The organism is Wolbachia endosymbiont of Chironomus riparius (genome assembly GCF_918315375.1).
The window spans coordinates 189,265-207,020 of record NZ_OU906733.1 but is presented as its reverse complement, the minus strand read 5'-3'; the positions used below and the strand labels follow the sequence as shown (position 1 = coordinate 207,020).

19 protein-coding genes and 2 tRNA genes are annotated in these 17,756 nt (G+C 30.2%); 6 read left to right on the top strand and 15 right to left on the bottom strand.

All coding sequences use genetic code 11. The annotated features are described in order from the left end of the window. Positions 1-125 precede the first annotated feature (125 nt). Positions 126-1,421: a serine hydroxymethyltransferase gene (gene glyA / locus NL275_RS01025; RefSeq protein ID WP_253300149.1), complete on the top strand. Its 1,296-nt coding sequence runs from the start codon at positions 126-128 to the stop codon at positions 1,419-1,421. Between the two features lies 1 nt (position 1,422). On the opposite strand, the gene NL275_RS01020 is transcribed toward glyA, so the two are convergent. From NL275_RS01020 to NL275_RS01010, 3 genes are read right to left on the bottom strand one after another with little or no spacing between them, the layout of a single operon-like run. Beyond that, positions 1,423-2,640 (bottom strand): heme biosynthesis protein HemY, encoded by a 1,218-nt coding sequence (locus NL275_RS01020; protein ID WP_253300148.1) that lies wholly within the window; start codon positions 2,638-2,640, stop codon positions 1,423-1,425. Then, the gene (locus NL275_RS01015) at positions 2,637-3,368 is read right to left on the bottom strand and encodes a hypothetical protein (RefSeq protein WP_253300147.1); all 732 of its coding nucleotides are present in this window, start codon (positions 3,366-3,368) and stop codon (positions 2,637-2,639) included. Before NL275_RS01015 ends, NL275_RS01020 begins: the two co-directional genes overlap by 4 nt. After that, positions 3,361-4,581: a lipoprotein-releasing ABC transporter permease subunit gene (locus NL275_RS01010; RefSeq protein WP_253300146.1), complete on the bottom strand. Its 1,221-nt coding sequence runs from the start codon at positions 4,579-4,581 to the stop codon at positions 3,361-3,363. The genes NL275_RS01015 and NL275_RS01010 overlap by 8 nt, the downstream gene beginning before the upstream one ends. Positions 4,582-4,767: 186 nt before the next feature. On the opposite strand from NL275_RS01010, the gene NL275_RS01005 reads away from it, so the two are divergent. Together NL275_RS01005 and NL275_RS01000 are read left to right on the top strand one after the other, a co-directional pair. Next, positions 4,768-5,265, top strand: coding sequence for a VIT1/CCC1 transporter family protein (locus tag NL275_RS01005; RefSeq protein WP_253300145.1), 498 nt, complete (start codon positions 4,768-4,770; stop codon positions 5,263-5,265). Positions 5,266-5,460: 195 nt separating this feature from the next. Beyond that, the gene (locus tag NL275_RS01000; RefSeq protein WP_253300144.1) at positions 5,461-5,898 is read left to right on the top strand and encodes a hypothetical protein; all 438 of its coding nucleotides are present in this window, start codon (positions 5,461-5,463) and stop codon (positions 5,896-5,898) included. Positions 5,899-5,997: 99 nt separating this feature from the next. Here the strand turns inward: NL275_RS01000 and NL275_RS00995 are convergent, their stop codons facing one another. Both NL275_RS00995 and NL275_RS00990 read right to left on the bottom strand, forming a co-directional pair. Next, the gene (locus NL275_RS00995; protein WP_253300143.1) at positions 5,998-7,269 is read right to left on the bottom strand and encodes a M16 family metallopeptidase; all 1,272 of its coding nucleotides are present in this window, start codon (positions 7,267-7,269) and stop codon (positions 5,998-6,000) included. 8 nt (positions 7,270-7,277) lie between these two features. Next, positions 7,278-7,886: a superoxide dismutase gene (locus NL275_RS00990; protein WP_253300142.1), complete on the bottom strand. Its 609-nt coding sequence runs from the start codon at positions 7,884-7,886 to the stop codon at positions 7,278-7,280. A 460-nt stretch (positions 7,887-8,346) separates the two neighbouring features. Here NL275_RS00990 and NL275_RS00985 point away from each other — a divergent pair, with 460 nt between their 5' ends. The 3 genes from NL275_RS00985 (at position 8,347) to NL275_RS00975 (ending at position 10,456) form a co-directional block, all read left to right on the top strand. Further along, positions 8,347-8,895, top strand: coding sequence for a hypothetical protein (locus NL275_RS00985; protein WP_253300141.1), 549 nt, complete (start codon positions 8,347-8,349; stop codon positions 8,893-8,895). Positions 8,896-9,183: 288 nt separating this feature from the next. Next, positions 9,184-9,702 (top strand): hypothetical protein, encoded by a 519-nt coding sequence (locus tag NL275_RS00980; protein WP_253300140.1) that lies wholly within the window; start codon positions 9,184-9,186, stop codon positions 9,700-9,702. Positions 9,703-9,967: 265 nt separating this feature from the next. Further along, a complete protein-coding gene (locus tag NL275_RS00975) occupies positions 9,968-10,456 on the top strand; it encodes a hypothetical protein (protein ID WP_253300139.1) in 489 nt (162 codons plus the stop codon). A gap of 224 nt (positions 10,457-10,680) precedes the next feature. Here NL275_RS00975 and NL275_RS00970 read toward each other — a convergent pair whose 3' ends face one another. From NL275_RS00970 to rpsF, 10 genes are all read right to left on the bottom strand, one after another. Beyond that, positions 10,681-10,917 carry a hypothetical protein gene (locus tag NL275_RS00970; protein WP_253300138.1) on the bottom strand — a complete coding sequence of 79 codons (237 nt, stop codon included), beginning with the start codon at positions 10,915-10,917 and terminating at the stop codon, positions 10,681-10,683. Positions 10,918-10,972: 55 nt separating this feature from the next. Beyond that, positions 10,973-11,440 carry a hypothetical protein gene (locus tag NL275_RS00965; RefSeq protein ID WP_253300137.1) on the bottom strand — a complete coding sequence of 156 codons (468 nt, stop codon included), beginning with the start codon at positions 11,438-11,440 and terminating at the stop codon, positions 10,973-10,975. A gap of 297 nt (positions 11,441-11,737) precedes the next feature. Next, positions 11,738-13,615: a hypothetical protein gene (locus tag NL275_RS00960; protein WP_253300136.1), complete on the bottom strand. Its 1,878-nt coding sequence runs from the start codon at positions 13,613-13,615 to the stop codon at positions 11,738-11,740. A gap of 69 nt (positions 13,616-13,684) precedes the next feature. Then, on the bottom strand, positions 13,685-14,581 hold the full coding sequence (locus tag NL275_RS00955) for a cation diffusion facilitator family transporter (protein ID WP_253300135.1): 897 nt from the start codon (positions 14,579-14,581) through the stop codon (positions 13,685-13,687). A 30-nt stretch (positions 14,582-14,611) separates the two neighbouring features. Continuing rightward, positions 14,612-14,684: transfer RNA gene (locus NL275_RS00950), tRNA-Val, on the bottom strand. Between the two features lie 54 nt (positions 14,685-14,738). Beyond that, positions 14,739-14,810 (bottom strand) — tRNA-Met (locus NL275_RS00945). Then, positions 14,801-16,084, bottom strand: coding sequence for an adenylosuccinate lyase (purB, locus tag NL275_RS00940; protein WP_253300134.1), 1,284 nt, complete (start codon positions 16,082-16,084; stop codon positions 14,801-14,803). The genes NL275_RS00945 and purB overlap by 10 nt, the downstream gene beginning before the upstream one ends. 15 nt (positions 16,085-16,099) lie before the next feature. Next, positions 16,100-16,615: a 50S ribosomal protein L9 gene (gene rplI, locus NL275_RS00935; protein ID WP_370107184.1), complete on the bottom strand. Its 516-nt coding sequence runs from the start codon at positions 16,613-16,615 to the stop codon at positions 16,100-16,102. A 7-nt stretch (positions 16,616-16,622) separates the two neighbouring features. Next, complete coding sequence (gene rpsR, locus NL275_RS00930; protein ID WP_253300133.1) at positions 16,623-16,901, bottom strand: 30S ribosomal protein S18; 279 nt, start codon at positions 16,899-16,901, stop codon at positions 16,623-16,625. Positions 16,902-16,906: 5 nt separating this feature from the next. Beyond that, positions 16,907-17,752: a 30S ribosomal protein S6 gene (gene rpsF, locus NL275_RS02690; RefSeq protein ID WP_370107181.1), complete on the bottom strand. Its 846-nt coding sequence runs from the start codon at positions 17,750-17,752 to the stop codon at positions 16,907-16,909. Positions 17,753-17,756 lie beyond the last annotated feature (4 nt).

Genomic DNA, 17,756 nt, shown 5'->3' with positions numbered 1-17,756 from the left:
GATATGTTTACTAATAGCTATATTTGGGTTTTTTTGGTTAAAAAAACAGCAGTCAGATTCTAAAAATTGCTTGTAGCAACTTCTTATCTCGATATGATAAATTAAGTACAGTGAAGAATTAATCTATGGTAAGCATTTTAAAAAAAATTTTAAGATCATTAGGAATTTCAGCTTTTCAAAGCAGCTTAAAAGCGTTTGATATTGAAATTTATCAATCAGTGCAACAGGAATTACAACGTCAAAAATCACAATTACAATTAATTGCATCCGAAAATTTTGCAAGTAGAGCAGTAATGGAAGCTCAGGGTTCTATCTTAACTAACAAATATGCAGAAGGTTATTCAGGTAAAAGATATTACTGTGGCTGTGAACATGTTGATAGAATTGAAAATCTTGCTATAGATAGGCTATGTAAACTATTTGGTGTTAAATTTGCTAATGTTCAGCCTCACTCTGGTTCGCAAGCAAATCAGGCGGTGTTTGCTTCATTACTCAGACCTGGTGATACAATACTAGGATTATCTCTTAATTGTGGAGGACATCTTACACATGGAGCGACTCCAAATCTATCTGGTAAATGGTTTAAATCAATTCAGTATGAAGTTGATAAGGAAACTTATTTGTTGGATATGGATGAAATAGAAAAGTTAGCATTGAAACATAAGCCTAAGTTAATTATAGCAGGAGCCTCTGCTTACCCAAGAGAAATAGATTTTAAACGTTTTCGCGAAATTGCAGATAAAGTTGATGCTTATTTACTAGCAGACATTGCACACTATGCAGGACTCATCGCTGCGGGTATTTATTCGTCTCCGGTTAAATATGCACATGTTATGACTTCAACAACTCACAAAACCCTCCGTGGTCCTCGTGGTGGAATAATCATGACAAACGATGAATTGATACACAAAAAAATTCAATCTGCTGTCTTTCCCGGATTACAAGGTGGGCCACTGATGCATGTTATAGCAGCAAAAGCTGTCGCCTTTAAAGAAGCATTGAATCCAGAATTTAAGAATTATAGCAAGAAAGTTGTAGAAAATGCTAAAGTGCTAGCTGAAGAGTTACAAAAGCAAGGTTTAAATATTATTACTGGTGGTACCGATTCTCATATGGTATTAGTAGATTTAAGACCAAAAAAATTAACGGGCAAATACGTAGTGGATAGCCTGGAAAGAGCTGGCATTACCTGCAATAAAAATGCTATACCATTTGATACAGAAAAACCTGCTATCACTTCAGGATTGCGTCTTGGTACTGCTGCTGAAACAACACGAGGACTTGAAACAGAAGAGTTTAAAAAGGTAGCTGGTCTAATCAGTGAAATAATTCAAGGATTAGTTAATGGCAATAGTTCGAATGTTGAAAAAGAGGTGTCAGCCAAAGTAAAAGAAATCTGTAATAAATTTATTATTTATTGATTTAAACTAATTCAATACAGTTAAATTCGCTGCAATAAGAACATATGAAATCCCATTGTTTTAACTCTTTGTTACAATTTTTGCATCTCCAACCTGGATCAGATAAAGCTTGAGAATGCAACTGATTTAACCAGTAAATTGCTTCATCATATTCTTGTAGTAAAACCTTTAGTTTTACCATAATTAGATAAGTTGATAAGTAATTAACCTGCTTCATAGCAGTGTTTAAATATTGATCAGCAAGATCATATTTTCCTGAATCTATTGCAAATAAAGCTAGCACACAATAGCTAAAATAATAATCAGAACGTAAATTGTATAGCTTTTCAGCATTTTGATTATTTAAACTTATGTACAATTTCGCTATTTGAGGAGTTGGATTTAATTCATATTCCTCTTCTAAAACTGCAGAAGCTTTTCTTATTTTTCCAAGTTTAGTATAAAATTCTGCTTTTAAATAATTGATGGGTTGAAAAGCTGCATAATTACTTTGTGCTATAAATACAGATTTTATAGCTTGTTTAAGATCTCCCTTGCTTTCATATTCTCTTGCTAAAGCACAATAAAGAGCAGCAAGCATTTTTTTTTGACTAAAAGAAAGAGAAACATTCAATCTTTTAGACTCATTCAACTTGAGAATTGCATTATGCCAATCATGCCTAATAATGCTATTCTCTATTTGAAAGGGCAAAGATAAAACTTTATCAGTAATTGAATTACTACAGTACTCTATGAATTTCTGAAATGATATTTTATCTTTTTTTAGTTGTACAATTAGCTTGCTAGATAAGAGTAAAGCCAAATTATGATTTTTACTTGCTATGCTTATTATATTGTGACTAAAGAAATTATAGTCTCCTGTTTTACCTGCATGAAAAGTTTTAATAAGAAGTAATTTATCATTTTCCTGATTTAAGTTTTTGACTAATTTTTGAAAATTTTCTGTATCATTTAAATCTAAACTAAAAAATGCTTCAAAAATAAGTGCTAAATCCCTATCCTTCTTCTTACTTCTAATGTTAACAAGTGTTGAAGCTATGGAAGAAAAAAAACGTACAAAAATAATTAATAAAAATAATAAAAATACAAATACTAGAATAATAAAATATAAATCTATACTAATTGCATAATTTCCTAACTCTAATTTTAATATTTCACCACTAACCTTTACCCAAAGACCAAAAAAAAATGCAATAATAAAAGTTACTAAATAAATCATGAGATATAATATAACAAGTGATTATATATTATTAGGATATTCTTGTAAGTTGAAATGAAATTATTTAATTTATTCAACCATTGTTTAAATTCTGAATTAGTTAGGTTGCTTACTATAATATCTACGTTTTGCCAATTATTTTGATTGATTGAATCTTCAATTTCGATCCATTTTGCTCTAAAAGGATCATTTTTATTTTTCACCTTGATCCAATTTGTGATGATCTTCTGCAATAAAGTACTTTGATTGTAATTAATAATATCAACTGTTTTTTCAAAATATAATTTCAGCTCATAAAGACTATAGACCTCTTTCACATTTTCTAATACATTAATTGTTTCTTCTATATCTTGATCATTCAGTTTTATTATTAAGGATTTTACTTCATTTATATGATCATCAAATTTTATTTCCTGTAATAATGAATTCTTCATTTTAATTACAAGAAGTAATAATCTTGCAAGATCTTTATATCTAATATCACAATTTTCTGTTTGATTAGACTGAATGCCTAAGGCCTTTCTAAAATCAAATACTTTTTTTTCCAATCGAGATTGATTATAGTCAAGTAAAATCTTTAAATCTTCTATAGATTCCGACAAGGCTTTTATATTATTTGCATTCTCTTGTTTATGCATTTTTAGAAAGGCTATATTATTTACTAGCACATGACTAATGATCAGTAGCACAATCAAGAACCAAGCTATGCTTTTTTGAATATCATTCATAACGTAATATTTCTGCAGGATCTTGAGAAGTTGCCTGTAATGCAGGAATAATTGTAGCCAATAGTGATAAAAATAATGCAAGCGCAGAAACATTTATCACATCCTGAGGAATTAATATTACAGGCAAACTTGAAAAAAAATATATCATAGGATCAAGAAGTTTAACATTTATAAATTTTTCTAAAAATATTCTAATATTTTCAATATTTAGGGAGAAAGTAATACCAATAATACACCCTATAAATGTTCCTATAAACCCAATTAACACTCCACAAATACAGAATATACGCATAATACTTCCATTTGTTGCACCAAATGTACGCATAATTGCAATGGCAGATTTTTTTTCCTGAACTATGATCATTAAATTAGATACAATGTTAAATGCTGCAACTACTATAATTAAAGTAAGAATTAAAAACATCACATTTCTTTCAGTATTTAAAGCACTTAAGTAATGGCTCTGTTGTACTTGCCAACTTTCACTTCTCATTCCTGTTGCTTTTTCTATTGCTTTAGCTACCTTATCAGATTCAGCAATTTTATCTACAAATACTTCTATACTTCGTATGTTATCCTTATAAGCAAAAAAACTCTGAGCAGCTTTCAGCGGCATATAGATTAGAGTGCTATCATATTCCAACATACCCATATCAAATGTTCCTATAATTTTATATTTCTGCATTTTGGGCATCTTACCGAGCAAAATATCAAATTCTCTAGGTAGTATAAGAGTAATATAATCAGTGTTCAAAACTTCCGCTAGATGTTTTCCTATTATTACTCCTTGATTGGATTCTTGTATATCATTGATCATGATCTTATTCGAAAAATTGTAAGTATTTAGTAAATCCTCAATCGCTATTCCTCGAATCACTGCGCTAGCTATATTTCCATTCGCCTCTATAACAACTTGATCATTAGTTATAGGAATAGCTTGCAATACCCCTGGTATTTTTTTTATCGATTCTGAAATTTCATCATAATTTGGATTTATGTTTTTATCAAAATATACATTTATATGACCATTTATTCCTATTATTGAGTCAAGCAAATTTTCCCTAAATCCATTCATTACAGACATTACCACTATTAATGTGGCAACACCAAGAGCAATACCAAGAATAGAAAATAAAGTCATTATTGAGCAGAATTTTATATTCTTTGCTCGCAAATAACGAATAGCCATCATTACTTCAAAAGTAATAAACATGAAATCACGAAATATTTTTATTATTTTAAACTCTTCTTTACCTTAAGACTAGAGATTTTTACCATTAAAAATTAGAAAAAGATTCACATTTTAGATTATCTCTATTGTTTTCTTGAAGAGGTTGACAGGTATCAAGTAATATGTTTAAATTCGAATATTATCACCTTATCAAGGAGAGTAATACTTATGGTTAATAGCAAAAAAAAGCATACCATAGCATTTTGTATTTCAATAATTATACTTTTTGCTCTTGTGCCATTGATTCCAGCTATATTTTCTGCATCATCACTTTTTACCGCTACAATTTCTTCAATTATAATCGGAACCATGATAACCTTAAGTGCTTTTCAAGCAATAGAAAGTTACTCAGTTATAAAAAATAAAAGTACAGCAGATACCGTTAGTAGAAATATCGATAAAGTTAATAAAACATTAGGCAGAATATCTAATAAAGTTATAAATAATTATGATGATCTTACAGGAAATAATAAGATTTTCATTGAGAGGTTTTTTGAGAGTTGTAATGAAATTTTTGAACGTCTTGCTAAGCTTTTATTTGAGGAAAAAAATAATACTTTACCTACACAAGATAACAACAACATAAAACCTAGGGAAGATGTAAAAGCAATTGTTATTAAAAGAAGGGGTGGAATTACTGGTGATAATGATTATAGGTCCCATTAAGTCTATGTTTTAAGCATGGAAATCACTTGGCTGTAATTTGACAACGTATCAATTTCTCCAATTGCAGCTAATATGTTTTTCTCTTTATAATAGCAGTTTATAGCACCTATGATGCTTCTCTTATGCAAGATTGACAAATTAAAACAATACATATTATACTCAAGTATGGTTTAATAATATCAAGAGGGGAATATTATGATACAAAAAACTAATCATCAAAAAGCTCTCGGTGTTTCAATAACTGTAGCTGCTGTTTCATTGGGATTTGCTGTAACCGCAGCAGTACTTGTCGTAGCTTCATTAATACCTGTATCTACCTTTATACTGACCATGTCAATATCTTTACCTGTGGCTTATTTATCTATTTGTCAGGCAAGTGAGAGTTTTAAATTTACAAAAAATAGTAGTATGCTCACAGACTTTTTTAGCACTGTTAAAACAATATTTGGAGTAGAAGATAAGCTTTTTATTGAGAAGTTTTTTTGCGATTTATGGAAAAATCTTTGCGAATCATATGAAAGTCTTAACGAATATTGCGAATTTACTGCTGAATGTTACACTGAAGAAGAGAGCAATGTGCACAAAAACAATCACCCAACTAAACATGATACTAAAGGAAAATATTCAGGTTAATCAGAGCAATTTTCCGCTAACGCTAGTAAGGTACTACAGTCAACGAGAAGAGGTTAATAAGGCTTTTGAGAGTTTATTTAAGTACAACGCTTTTTAAGTCTATGTTTTAAGCATGGAAATCACTTGACTGTAATTTGGTAACGTATCAATTTCTCCAATTGCAGCTAAAGTGATTTTTTCACTCTGTGATAGCAATTCCTCTGCTGCTTTTTTCACGTCAGCAATACTCACAGAGCTAATTCTTTCTACTAATTCGTTTTTGCTGACATATTTATTGTAATTAGCATAATAATAACTTAATGCTTCAGCTCGGGAACTAGTACTTTCACGGGACATTAAAATTTGAGACTTCATTCTTTCTTTTACTCTGTTTACTTCTTGTTCATTAAGATCACTTGTGCATAATTTTTTTAATTCTGTTGTTATGGATTGCAAAAGTTTATTCAAATTACTACTGTCCGTACCGGCAAAAATAGAGATTATTCCTGTATCAGAATAACTAGAATTAAACGAATAAATAGAGTAAGCTAAACCTTGCTTTTCTCTTATTTCTTGAAATAAACGTGATGACATTCCACCACCTAAAATAGAATCGAGAACTTGAAATGCATAACGTTTATTATCGTACAAAGAAACACTAGGAAAACCTATTAATAAGTGCACTTGATCTAATTTTCGCTGTTCCAGATATTCACTTCCAGTATATTCTGCTCTTTCACTTTTTTTTAATTCTCTAGAGTGAATTTTTGATAATATGTGTTTAGTCAAATTAACGACTTCATCATGCTCTATGTCTCCTGCAACAGAAAGTAACATATTATCACCAAAGTAATGATCTTTTATATAGTCGTTTAAGTTTTCTTGAGTAAAGGATTTCACTATCTCTTGTGTACCTAAAATCGACCTACCAAATGATTGCTTTTTATAAGCTGCTTCCATATATTTATCAAAAATTATATCACTAGGTGAATCATTAGTTTGAAAAATTTCCTGTATTACAACACCTTTTTCACGTTCTAATTCATCTTTCGGAAACGTCGAGTTCATTAGTATATCTATTAATATATCAACACCTATTGATACATCCTTCTTAAGAACTTTTGCATAGTAATTAGTACTTTCTCTACCAGTGCTAGCGTTAAAAACTCCACCTATATCATCAAAAGATTTGGCAATCTCAAAAGCAGTTCTTGTTTTAGTACCTTTGAACGCCATGTGCTCTAAAAAATGAGATATTCCGTTTTGCTTTATATTTTCAGCTCTACTGCCAACGCCGACTCTTATGTTAAGAGCTACAGTATCAACATTATTTACATGCTCAGTAATTATACGCAAGCCATTTTCTAGTCTTGTAACTTCAGGTATATTCATAACTTTAATTAAATATTCTTTTGTAAATTTTCTTCAGCAAAGTCCCAGTTTATCAAATTATCAAGAAAGACTTTTATATAGTCTACTCTGCGATTTTGACAATCTAAATAATATGCATGTTCCCACACGTCCATAGTAAGCAAAGGTATTTGATTACAAGTTAATGGTGAATCTGCATTTTGAGTTTTAGTAATTTTTAACTTACCATTTTCTAACACTAACCATACCCATCCACTGCCAAATTGATTAATTCCATGATCAGCAAACATTTCGGTAAATTTTTCAAAACCACCTAGATCATCCCTTATCATTTTTGCAATTTTAGTATCTTCTTGAGGTTTTCCACCTCCATTCTTTTTCATTGAACTCCAGTAAAATGTGTGATTCCAAACTTGTGCTGCATTGTTGAATATAGCAACTTTTTCATCATCTTCATGAACTTTTGTTATCAGCTCTTTAAGCTCCATGTGCTCGTAATCTTTACCTTTTACCAACGTGTTAAGTTTATCTAGGTATCCTTGATGGTGCTTACTATAATGAAATTCTAAAGTATTTACAGATATGTAGGGCTCTAAATCTTGCTGTTCATATGGAAGTTTAGATAAAACAAAACTCATTATCACCTCATTGTTTCTAATATATCGAGATAATATGATAATACGATTTGTAATGCAACAATCATAAGATCTGTTTCGTTGTTTTATAAAAATAAAGTGAAGAAAAATTATGATTTACACCTAATATGTTAAGTTCTAAGTAAAAATATTGCTGAAAATTGAATTAAAAAAAATAGGAAAAATGTTTAATATTGACAAAAAACACCTTATTGATGAACTAAGCAACACAAAAGAGTTTTCGTGCGCTTGCTAGATGAAACATATATAAGTGCGGCTAAATTATAAATACTTCTTTAGTAAGATGTATTTACATAAAGGTAGTAATTCAGTTAAGAAGTAAAAGAAAAATTTACGTAAATTCATAACAGAAACTAAATTAAAAAAATAAATATTATCTTTGTTGTATTATTTTAATTCTCATATATTTGTGCATATAAATAAATATTAATGGTGTAACATTATGAAAAAACTATTTACTTTAGTAGCTACGTTATCTGCTCTTTCTTTGCCAGCAACGTGTTTTGGCTTTAATATTAGCAATTTTTCCCCTAGCCTTCGAGTGTATGGTGGAAATTTTGGCATAATAAGTAAAGATACTTTTAAAGCTGTACTTGATTTTGGCTATAAATTTACAGATAATATCAATTTTTCAATAGGACCTTTAGTTTCAAAAACTGTGGAAAAACCACTTAATTTGCTTTTTTGTACAAAAAATGTTGATTGTCCCGAAAATATTTATTCCGTAGGAACTTCAGCAGGTGTAAATTATCATCATAGTATTGGTGAAAATTTGACTCCATATATCAATTCCAATATTGAAATAGCCACATTTTCTCCAAAAGATACTACTAAAAACCTTTTAGATTATATCGTGCTACGAGTAAGCTTTGGTTTAAATGCTTCATTTTCTTCACAAGTAAGTTTTTTTGCTGGCTACTACCAAGAAATGAACAAAAATTTTGAACATTTAGTTAGCGGACCAGAAGTAGGAATAAATTTTAAATTCTAAGACTTAAGTATGTATTCTTAGAGCCTGTACACAGGTCATAAGGATACAGCTTTCTAAATTTTGAATATTCAAGAATTTAATATAATTACAGGTGAATATTCTTTTATGTAAATATATACCTAAAGTAATCAAAAATGTTTATATAATTATTTGTATATCTTAGTCATGATTTTTTGATCAACACTGAACAGTTTACCTAATATTTTATATTAATTTAATAAATTGTATTTATAATAATTTAATAAATTATATTTACAACATAAATAATTAGTATTTAAGGTATAAAAAATGAAAAAATCACTTACTTTAGCAGCTATGTTATCTACTCTTTCTTTGCCAGCAACGTGCTCTTGCTTTGATTTTAGCAATTTTTCACCTAGCGTTCGAGTATATGGTGTTTCTACTAGTCTTTTTAGAATTGCAGCTGATTTGAATTATCAACTTACAGATAGTGTCAGCTTTTCAGCTGGACCTTTACTTTCCAAGTTTTCTATATTTAATCTAGCCACTCAAGAGGCGTTACCCCAATATTCTGCAGGAGCTTCGGTAAGTGTAAATTATTATTGTAATATTAATCAAAATTTTATTCCATATGTTAATATTAACATTGCATCTCTTAACATAAAAGATCCTACTGTATCTGTTACATTACGTGGGAGTGTTGGTATTGATGTTCCGCTTTCTTCAAAAGCAAACTTATTGGTTGGCTATTACGCAGAAATTTATAAAGATAAGGATTTTACAGGATTATTCTACGCAAGTAATGCTTTTCATGGACCAGAAGTAGGAATAAATTTTAAATTCTAAGACTTAAGTATGTATTCTTAGAGCCTGTACACAGGTCATAAGGATACAGCTTTCTAAATTTTGAATATTCAAGAATTTAATATAATTACAGGTGAATATTCTTTTATGTAAATATATACCTAAAGTAATCAAAAATGTTTATATAATTATTTGTATATCTTAGTCATGATTTTTAATCAATACCCCATAATTTGTCTCACGTGTTATATTATTTTTAACATTTTATATGTATCGTATACAATTATAAATACTAATGGAATAACACATGAAAAAATTACTTACTTTAGCAGCTATGTTGTCTGCTCTTTCTTTGCCAGCAACATCTTTTGGTGTTGATTTTAGCGATTTTTCACCTAGTGTTCGCATATATGGCACAAGCACAGATAATTTCAAAGCTGCGTTTGATTTTGGTTATAAACTTACAGACAGTATCAATTTTGCAATAGGACCTTTATTTACTAAGGCCTTAGAATCATCTATAGGAGCTTCGGCAAGTGTAAAGTACAATCATGACATCGGTCAAAGCTTCACTCCATATGTCAATGCTAATATTGCAACAACCAAATTACTTGATAAGCCTTTGGACAATATTATTTTTCGGGGAAGTATTGGTATTAATATTTCTATTTCTTCACAAGCAAGTTTTTTTATTGGTTACTACCTAGAGAAGAGTAAAAACGATATATTAAATTCTGCAATGAAGTTTTTTGGAGAAAATGGTGGACCGGAATTGGGAATAAATTTTAAATTTTAATACATATTTTTAGAAATTATGCAAATGCAGGATGCTCTCAATAACTTCATAAGTAAAATATTCCTGTTTATTTAGCGCACCCTTGTAATCAGGATAATTTTTCTTATAGATTAAATCCTAACTCCATTTACCCCGGCAACAGAATGATTGTAGGTACCAGATATGTTTGTAGATGGTATAGGGTGAACTTGAGCAGACACTTCTATTGTAGTATCACTTTCAGGTTAATTTATAAAAGATGTTTTCTCCAAGCCTGATTTATTCGCAGATTTTAGTGGCGCTCTGTTATCCCTGCAAATGGGTGTATATTGATTTTTATGAACTTCAGCAGAAATTTCTACTTTATTATCATTTTCTTCCTTAGTTACAGATTCATTTGTACTGCATAGAATTTTTTTGCGTGGATTTGGTATGTAGTGTACACACAAAACTTGTAATATAATATCCGCAGTAAGTACCAAACCATTTAAAGCATATCTTTCGTTCGAGAAAAGTTCTGTATTTTGCTCTATGATGTCAAGAAACTCTCCGGAAATAAGAGCTAATAGCAGCCCTGATATAGCCCCTGTTGCAATTCTCTTCCACAACATTACTAGATTCTCCATCATCTCTACCACGAACTACATTACAAAACCAAGCAGAAACACCTATCATTCCTCCAATAAGTAATCCCAAATTTGCTCTCCTAATTATCTTTAAACTAGTGGATTCTCCCCCATGAACCACAGTAGATTCAGACGAATTTATTTGATTCGTATATTCTTCATCAGACAATGGCGATCTTTTATCTATTACACTGCCTTGACTATTCGGATATTCTTGCACATCGTAAAATATATCTTCTTCATCAGATAATTGTAATTCTGCGTCGCTTGTACTAGAATCCTCACCCCAACCTTGACTATTTCCATACTCCAACGCGTCGTAAACTTGAGTGGTAAGTTCTAGTGAATTATTTGTGCTATTAGTACTACTACTATTCATAGGTAGTATTGTATTTTCTCTATTGAATAAACGTGATATTGCTTGATTAAAAGGTATTACTGGTATGACTCACTCCTTGAAACTAATGTTTTAAAAATTATAAAAATTAATAAAAAAATGCAACTACTTACTTTTTTTAATTACAAAATATGTAAAGATACTATATAAAACAGTTAAAGATTTTTATAACCACTAAAAAGCTATTATGGCAAAAGACGTTTTTATTTGGTAAAAAAGCGAAAGATTCCTTTATCTTCAATTTTCAATTCAACCTCAGAGTTATTTAAATAAAAGATGCTACAATACTTTAAAAGAACTTAAATTATCAACACTGAAACTGCGAGATAAATTTCCTGATGGTTTCATTTTTACCTCGTTTAAGACTATAATTTGCTCTTTTATTATCCCCTCTATTTCTTGTGCTGTCAGAAGTTCATTTTCAATAAATTCTTTTTTTACTTCTTTTATTTCTTCATACAAATTAGAAATATCTTCTTTATTCTTTTTATATATCTCTTCAATTCCTAACTTAAGTTTAATTGAATCCTCTTTTTTTAACATTTCGTTTAAAGATACATCAGTTAACTCTAATTTTTTTTGTAAAATTTTCTTTATTTTTTCCTTATCGTTTTTATCATCTCGATTAAGCTCCATGTATATTCTATAGGCTTTCTTATCTTTTGATAAAAATCTTAAATTCTCTAACATTCTAACTACTTGGTCTTCTGTAGTTTTTTTTAATTTTGATTGAAATTCCTTTATTTCCTGTTGTATTATCTCATCAGCTATCTTTTCTGATATCCCGTTGGATCCGAATTTTTGAGAAAAGTCTGTTTTTAATAACTTTTCATTTAACAATTTTAAAAATACTTTAGTTTCAACCCTTTTTGTAAGCAAGCCTTCTTGATCATTAACATCATGTGTTCTTATTTTACGAGATATATAATCTCTCATTGGATTGTCCAATTTACATAAATCAATAGAATGAAGATCCTTTATTAAAGTAAGCACAACTTGTTCACTGTATTGAGAACTAAAATTTAATAATTTTCTCATTAATGGAATTGTTATATCTGCAATAAAATCATCGACTATTTTTTGACTATCGTTATTCTCAGAATTACTCTGAACCCCAAACCAAGCATTGATTATTTCTCGATTATTTTTCTTTCGCTCTAGCTTTTTTACAATGATGTCACGTGCTGCATTTTTTGCTTCAGATAACAATACTGCTTTTGGAGGCGTGAACTTAATTTCTGGGTCAGAATGTATAATCTCTAATGAACTTAACATTCTATAAACTATACCAGTAAAACAAGTATTAGGAACACGCTCCTTTCTGGAGAAAATTTGAGTGTCAAGTAGATTAACTATTAGTGCATTTTTTTTATCATTAATTTCTTCATATTGCCCATCACTACAAGCTCTTAAAACTAAGAGCAGAATTTGCCCACCTGTAAAGCCAGAATTATGCCTATCATCACCATTACAAAAATCATTCAAAAACGTTATTAACCTTCCTTTATCACTTTGATTCAGCTTATCGTAGTTATTTATATCTTCTATAAATTGCATATATTCATCACTCTTCAAAACATCATCAGGTATTTTTTCACCATATTTCTGATTGAGTTTATCGATGTTACTCATAATGTCATCGTTCAATTGATGAGGTAACAAGTGCTCAAGCTTGACGTCAAAATTGTTAATTAAACCACGTGAATTTTCCTTTATACCTTCTAATAAAAATTTTATAGCTGCTTTAAAAAGCGTTATTGGATTGAAGTCTTTTGGCCTTAACTCACTCTGTAACAAAATTAATAACATTGATAATGGTATAGTCCCTAGTAATGCAGCAAGTAAAAAAGTTGAAGAAAAAGTGAAATATAAAAGCATTGATGAACATAATGAGAAAATTATTAATTTAGCTACATTGTTTTTAAAAAATATTTTCCAGTATTCTTTTTTATTGATTTTTTCTTGCTTTGCTATTTTTACTTCTTTGTAAACATGTAAAGCTTTGATCTCAGTTCTAAATATAAAAATACCAGCACAGAAAATGAGATCAGCAGGATTAACTAATATGAGTAAACTCACAAAAGAAGACATATAACTAATAAACTTAAGCTTACTAGAGTCTTTATCAGGAAACTGTAATTGAGAAACACCTATCATATAACTAAATAAAATTTACTTATAACAATAATTTATAAAGAAGTAATGAAATTAAATTGTCAGATCAAGTTACATTTTCAATGCTTTGTCATCTATACATTCATCACACTCGATTTCAATCGTAGAATGTGCAATTTCGAATTTATCCATAAGTATTTTTTTCATTCCATATAAAACATGATCATGTAGTACATTTTGTTTTATTTTAGCGTGCATAGTTATTATAAAATAATTATCAGAAAGCGACCAAATATGTACATGATGTATGTCAATCACTTCAGGCAAGTCTGACATAATTTGATTTTTTATTTTGTCACTTGATATAGATTCAGGTGTACCTTCAAGCAAAATATGGCAAGAATTCTTTGTGATTTTATATCCACTATTAAAAATGACTATACTAACAAATAAAGATAGTATTGGATCTGCAATCTGCAATTCAGTGAGCATTATAATTACAGATGCAAGTATTGCTGCTGCAGAACCTAGTATGTCTCCAATAACATGTAGTACAGCACTTTTTATATTTATATTGTTTTCACATTTGTTATGTAAAATAAAAAATACTGTTATGTTAGAAATAAGACCAAACACAGAAATTATTAGCATTACTTTCCACTCAACAATGACTGGAAAAATAAATCTCTTTATTGATTCAAATATAATGATGACTGAAATTAAAAGCAAACTTAACCCATTAACAAATGCTGCTATTATCTGCAATCTGTGATACCCATACGATCTCTGTAAATCAGATTTTTTAGTTGAAAATTTGTGTGCCAACAAGCTCAAAACTAAAGCACAGAGATCAGTGAACATATGTCCAGCGTCTGATAATAGTGCAAGCGAATGTGAAATAAACCCACCAATTATTTCCATAAGCATAGTTATTGCTACTATTATTATAGAATAAATTAAGCGCTTGGATTGTGCCGTTGAATGTTTACCATTATGAATTACTGCCATGCAAAAATATTGTTTTATGAACAAAAAGCGTGGGTAATGCCGGGATCGAACCAGCGACCTTTTGTATGTCGAACAAATGCTCTACCAACTGAGCTAACCACCCATAACACAGTATAGTTTTACTATTGTAAAAGTCAATTTGCAAACAAACCAAGAGTGGCTGAGGAGGGAATTGAACCCGCGACCAAGAGATTATGATCCTCCTGCTCTACCGCTGAGCTACTCAGCCTTATTAAAAACCTTATTATATATATAATCTACGTGCTTTGTATAATATTTTAAATCAAACAGCGATTCAAGTTTTTCTGATTTTAAACCAGGAAGTGATTGTTTCAACTCAGTTAAAAAATCGCTATTGTTTTCTTTTACTTTCATCGCGCTATCTTGTACGATTTTGTATGATTCTTCTCTAGTTAATCCAGAATTTATGAGTTCAAGTAACACACGTTGTGAAAAAATCATACCCCTTGAAGAATTTAAGTTTTGTTTGATACTTTCCTCATTAATAATTAAATTATTTATCAAGTCTGTAAGTCTGACTAACGCAAAATCCAACGCTGTACACGCATCAGGTGCAATACATCTTTCAACAGATGAATGTGATATATCACGCTCGTGCCATAATGCAACGTTTTCCAAAGCAGGAAATACGTAGCTACGTATTAAACGAGCAAGACCTGTTAAATTTTCACTTAAAATTGGATTGCACTTATGTGGCATAGCAGAACTTCCCTTCTGTCCGACAGAAAAATACTCAGAGATTTCATTGACTTCATTCCTTTGAAGATGACGAATTTCAAGGGCAATATTCTCTACAGAACTTGCAATAATTCCTAAAACTGAAAAGAATACAGCATGCCTATCACGGGGAATGACTTGTGATGATATAGTTTCAGGTATTAACCCCATTTCTTTTGCTACATATTCTTCAACAGATGGCTCTATATTTGCAAAATTACCTACTGCACCTGATATTTTACAAATTGAAATTTCCTCTCTTGCAGCACTCAATCTTTTATAATTGCGTTTAAATTCAGCATAAAATCTGGCAAATTTTAATCCAATAGTTGTAGGCTCCGCATGCATTCCGTGGCTACGTCCAATGCAAACTATATCTTTATAAACTGCAGACTTTTTCTTTATCACTACAAGCAATCTTTCTAAATCTTGTAGAAGAATATCACAAGATTCTTTCAATTGTACAGCAAGACACGTATCTAAAACATCAGAACTTGTCATTCCATAGTGAAGAAACCGAATATCAACACCAATCCGTTCAGCAACATACGTAAGAAATGCGATAACGTCATGTTTAACTGTAGATTCAATTTCATTTATACGTTCAATATTGAAATCAATAGCACTAGAAAGCTTTTTTGCAACATCATCTGGAACGTTTGCTTGAGCTTCACACGCTAATCTTTCTATCTTTAGCCATATTTTGAATTTGTTGTTTTCTTCCCAAATGGAAGACATTTCTTTGCGACTGTAGCGAGGAATCATTAACTTCTATTATCTTTATAAATTTTCACTTGCTTCGTTTTTTTGATTCTGCAACTTCATTTTTCTCAATTCATTTGCATCCATTTCCGATTTTACAACATGTATAGGAATTTGCACTATAACTTCACTATGAAGATGTAAACTGACTTTATATTCACCTAAGTTTTTAATAACCACTCCATTAAAAGATAAAATACGATGATCTATTTTATATTCTTGCTTCGATAAAAATTGTGCAATTTCACGCGTTTTCACAGAGCCAAAAATTCTTCCATCTTCCGAAGCCTGCTTTATTAATACTACAAACTCATTGCTTAATGATGCCTTAAGTTGTTTTGCTAAACTCAACTTTTTTTCGTTCTCTTCTTCTAGCAACAAGCGCTGTTTTTCTAGTTGTGCTTTATTCTCCTCAGTAGCTCTTACCGCCTTCTTCTGTGGAAAAAGAAAATTACGCGCATAACCTGGCTTAACCTTTACAACTTCACCAATATTACCTAAAGTTCGTATACTTTCTTTTAAAATTATCTCCATAACTTACCTAATTTTTTTTACTACAGTATGGTAAAATTGCTAAGAAACGAGCTCTTATTATTGCAGTACGCAATTTTCTTTGTTTTTTTGCACATACACCCCCTAACTTTCGCGGAAGTATTCTACCATAATCAGAAGTAAATTTATTGAGTAGATCTTTGTTTTTATAATCTATGTCTTGCTCTGAACACTCATCAAGTGCACAGATTTTTGCGCGCTTAAACCCAGTCCTATTACCAACAGCAAAATAAGAATTTCTAGAGTTACTTCTCCTTTTCACAACCATCTAAATCATCCCTCAATTTGTTTATTCATCATATAAGATTTACCTTCAAAAAATTTATCAACCCGCACAGATAAATACCGAATTATATTCTCATTAAGTTTTACTTTACGTACAAACTCACTCATAATTGTAGGTATTGAGCTTATACATAAAATACAGTAATGGCCACTCTTCATTTTGTTAATCGGATATGCAAAATCCAAAAGACCCCAATGCTCGTATTTTATTAATCCTGATGCTTTAGCGTTCTTCAGAAGCTTTTCTAAAAGCTTATCATATTGGATCATCCCATCAATATTCGTTAACTGATTATTGCTATACTTTGATTCAATATTTTTCAAAACATCTTCAAAGCTGCTTGTAAAGTACTCCAAAACAACCTCTTTGAAAGCATTTACTAAATTATAAATAACTTTATCTTTAGTACACTGTTCAGATTTTCTGAAGAGCTTTTGTACAGTTGAAACTGCTTTAATCTCTCCTAGCACACCATTTAGTTCATTGCTAATATTTGACTTTATTTCTTTTAAATTTGAAAGATCTTCTTTCAATTCAGTTGATAAATTTTGTACAACTTTTTCCAAGGTATCAAAATAACCAACCAATCCTTCTGTCATCTTTCTAAAATGTGTTTCTAACTCTTGTTTAACCAATTTATTATCAATTTCTGATGTTAAACTTATTTGTTTAATAATATCTTGTATCACCTTATCTAAAAAGATCTCAACTTCTTGAGAAATAATATCTGTTTTGATATTTTTCAATAAAACACCTAACTCTTGTATTATTTCTTCAATCTCCTGCTGCAACAACCCTTGTTGTGCTATAAAGGTAAATTCATAAAGGTTCACTACT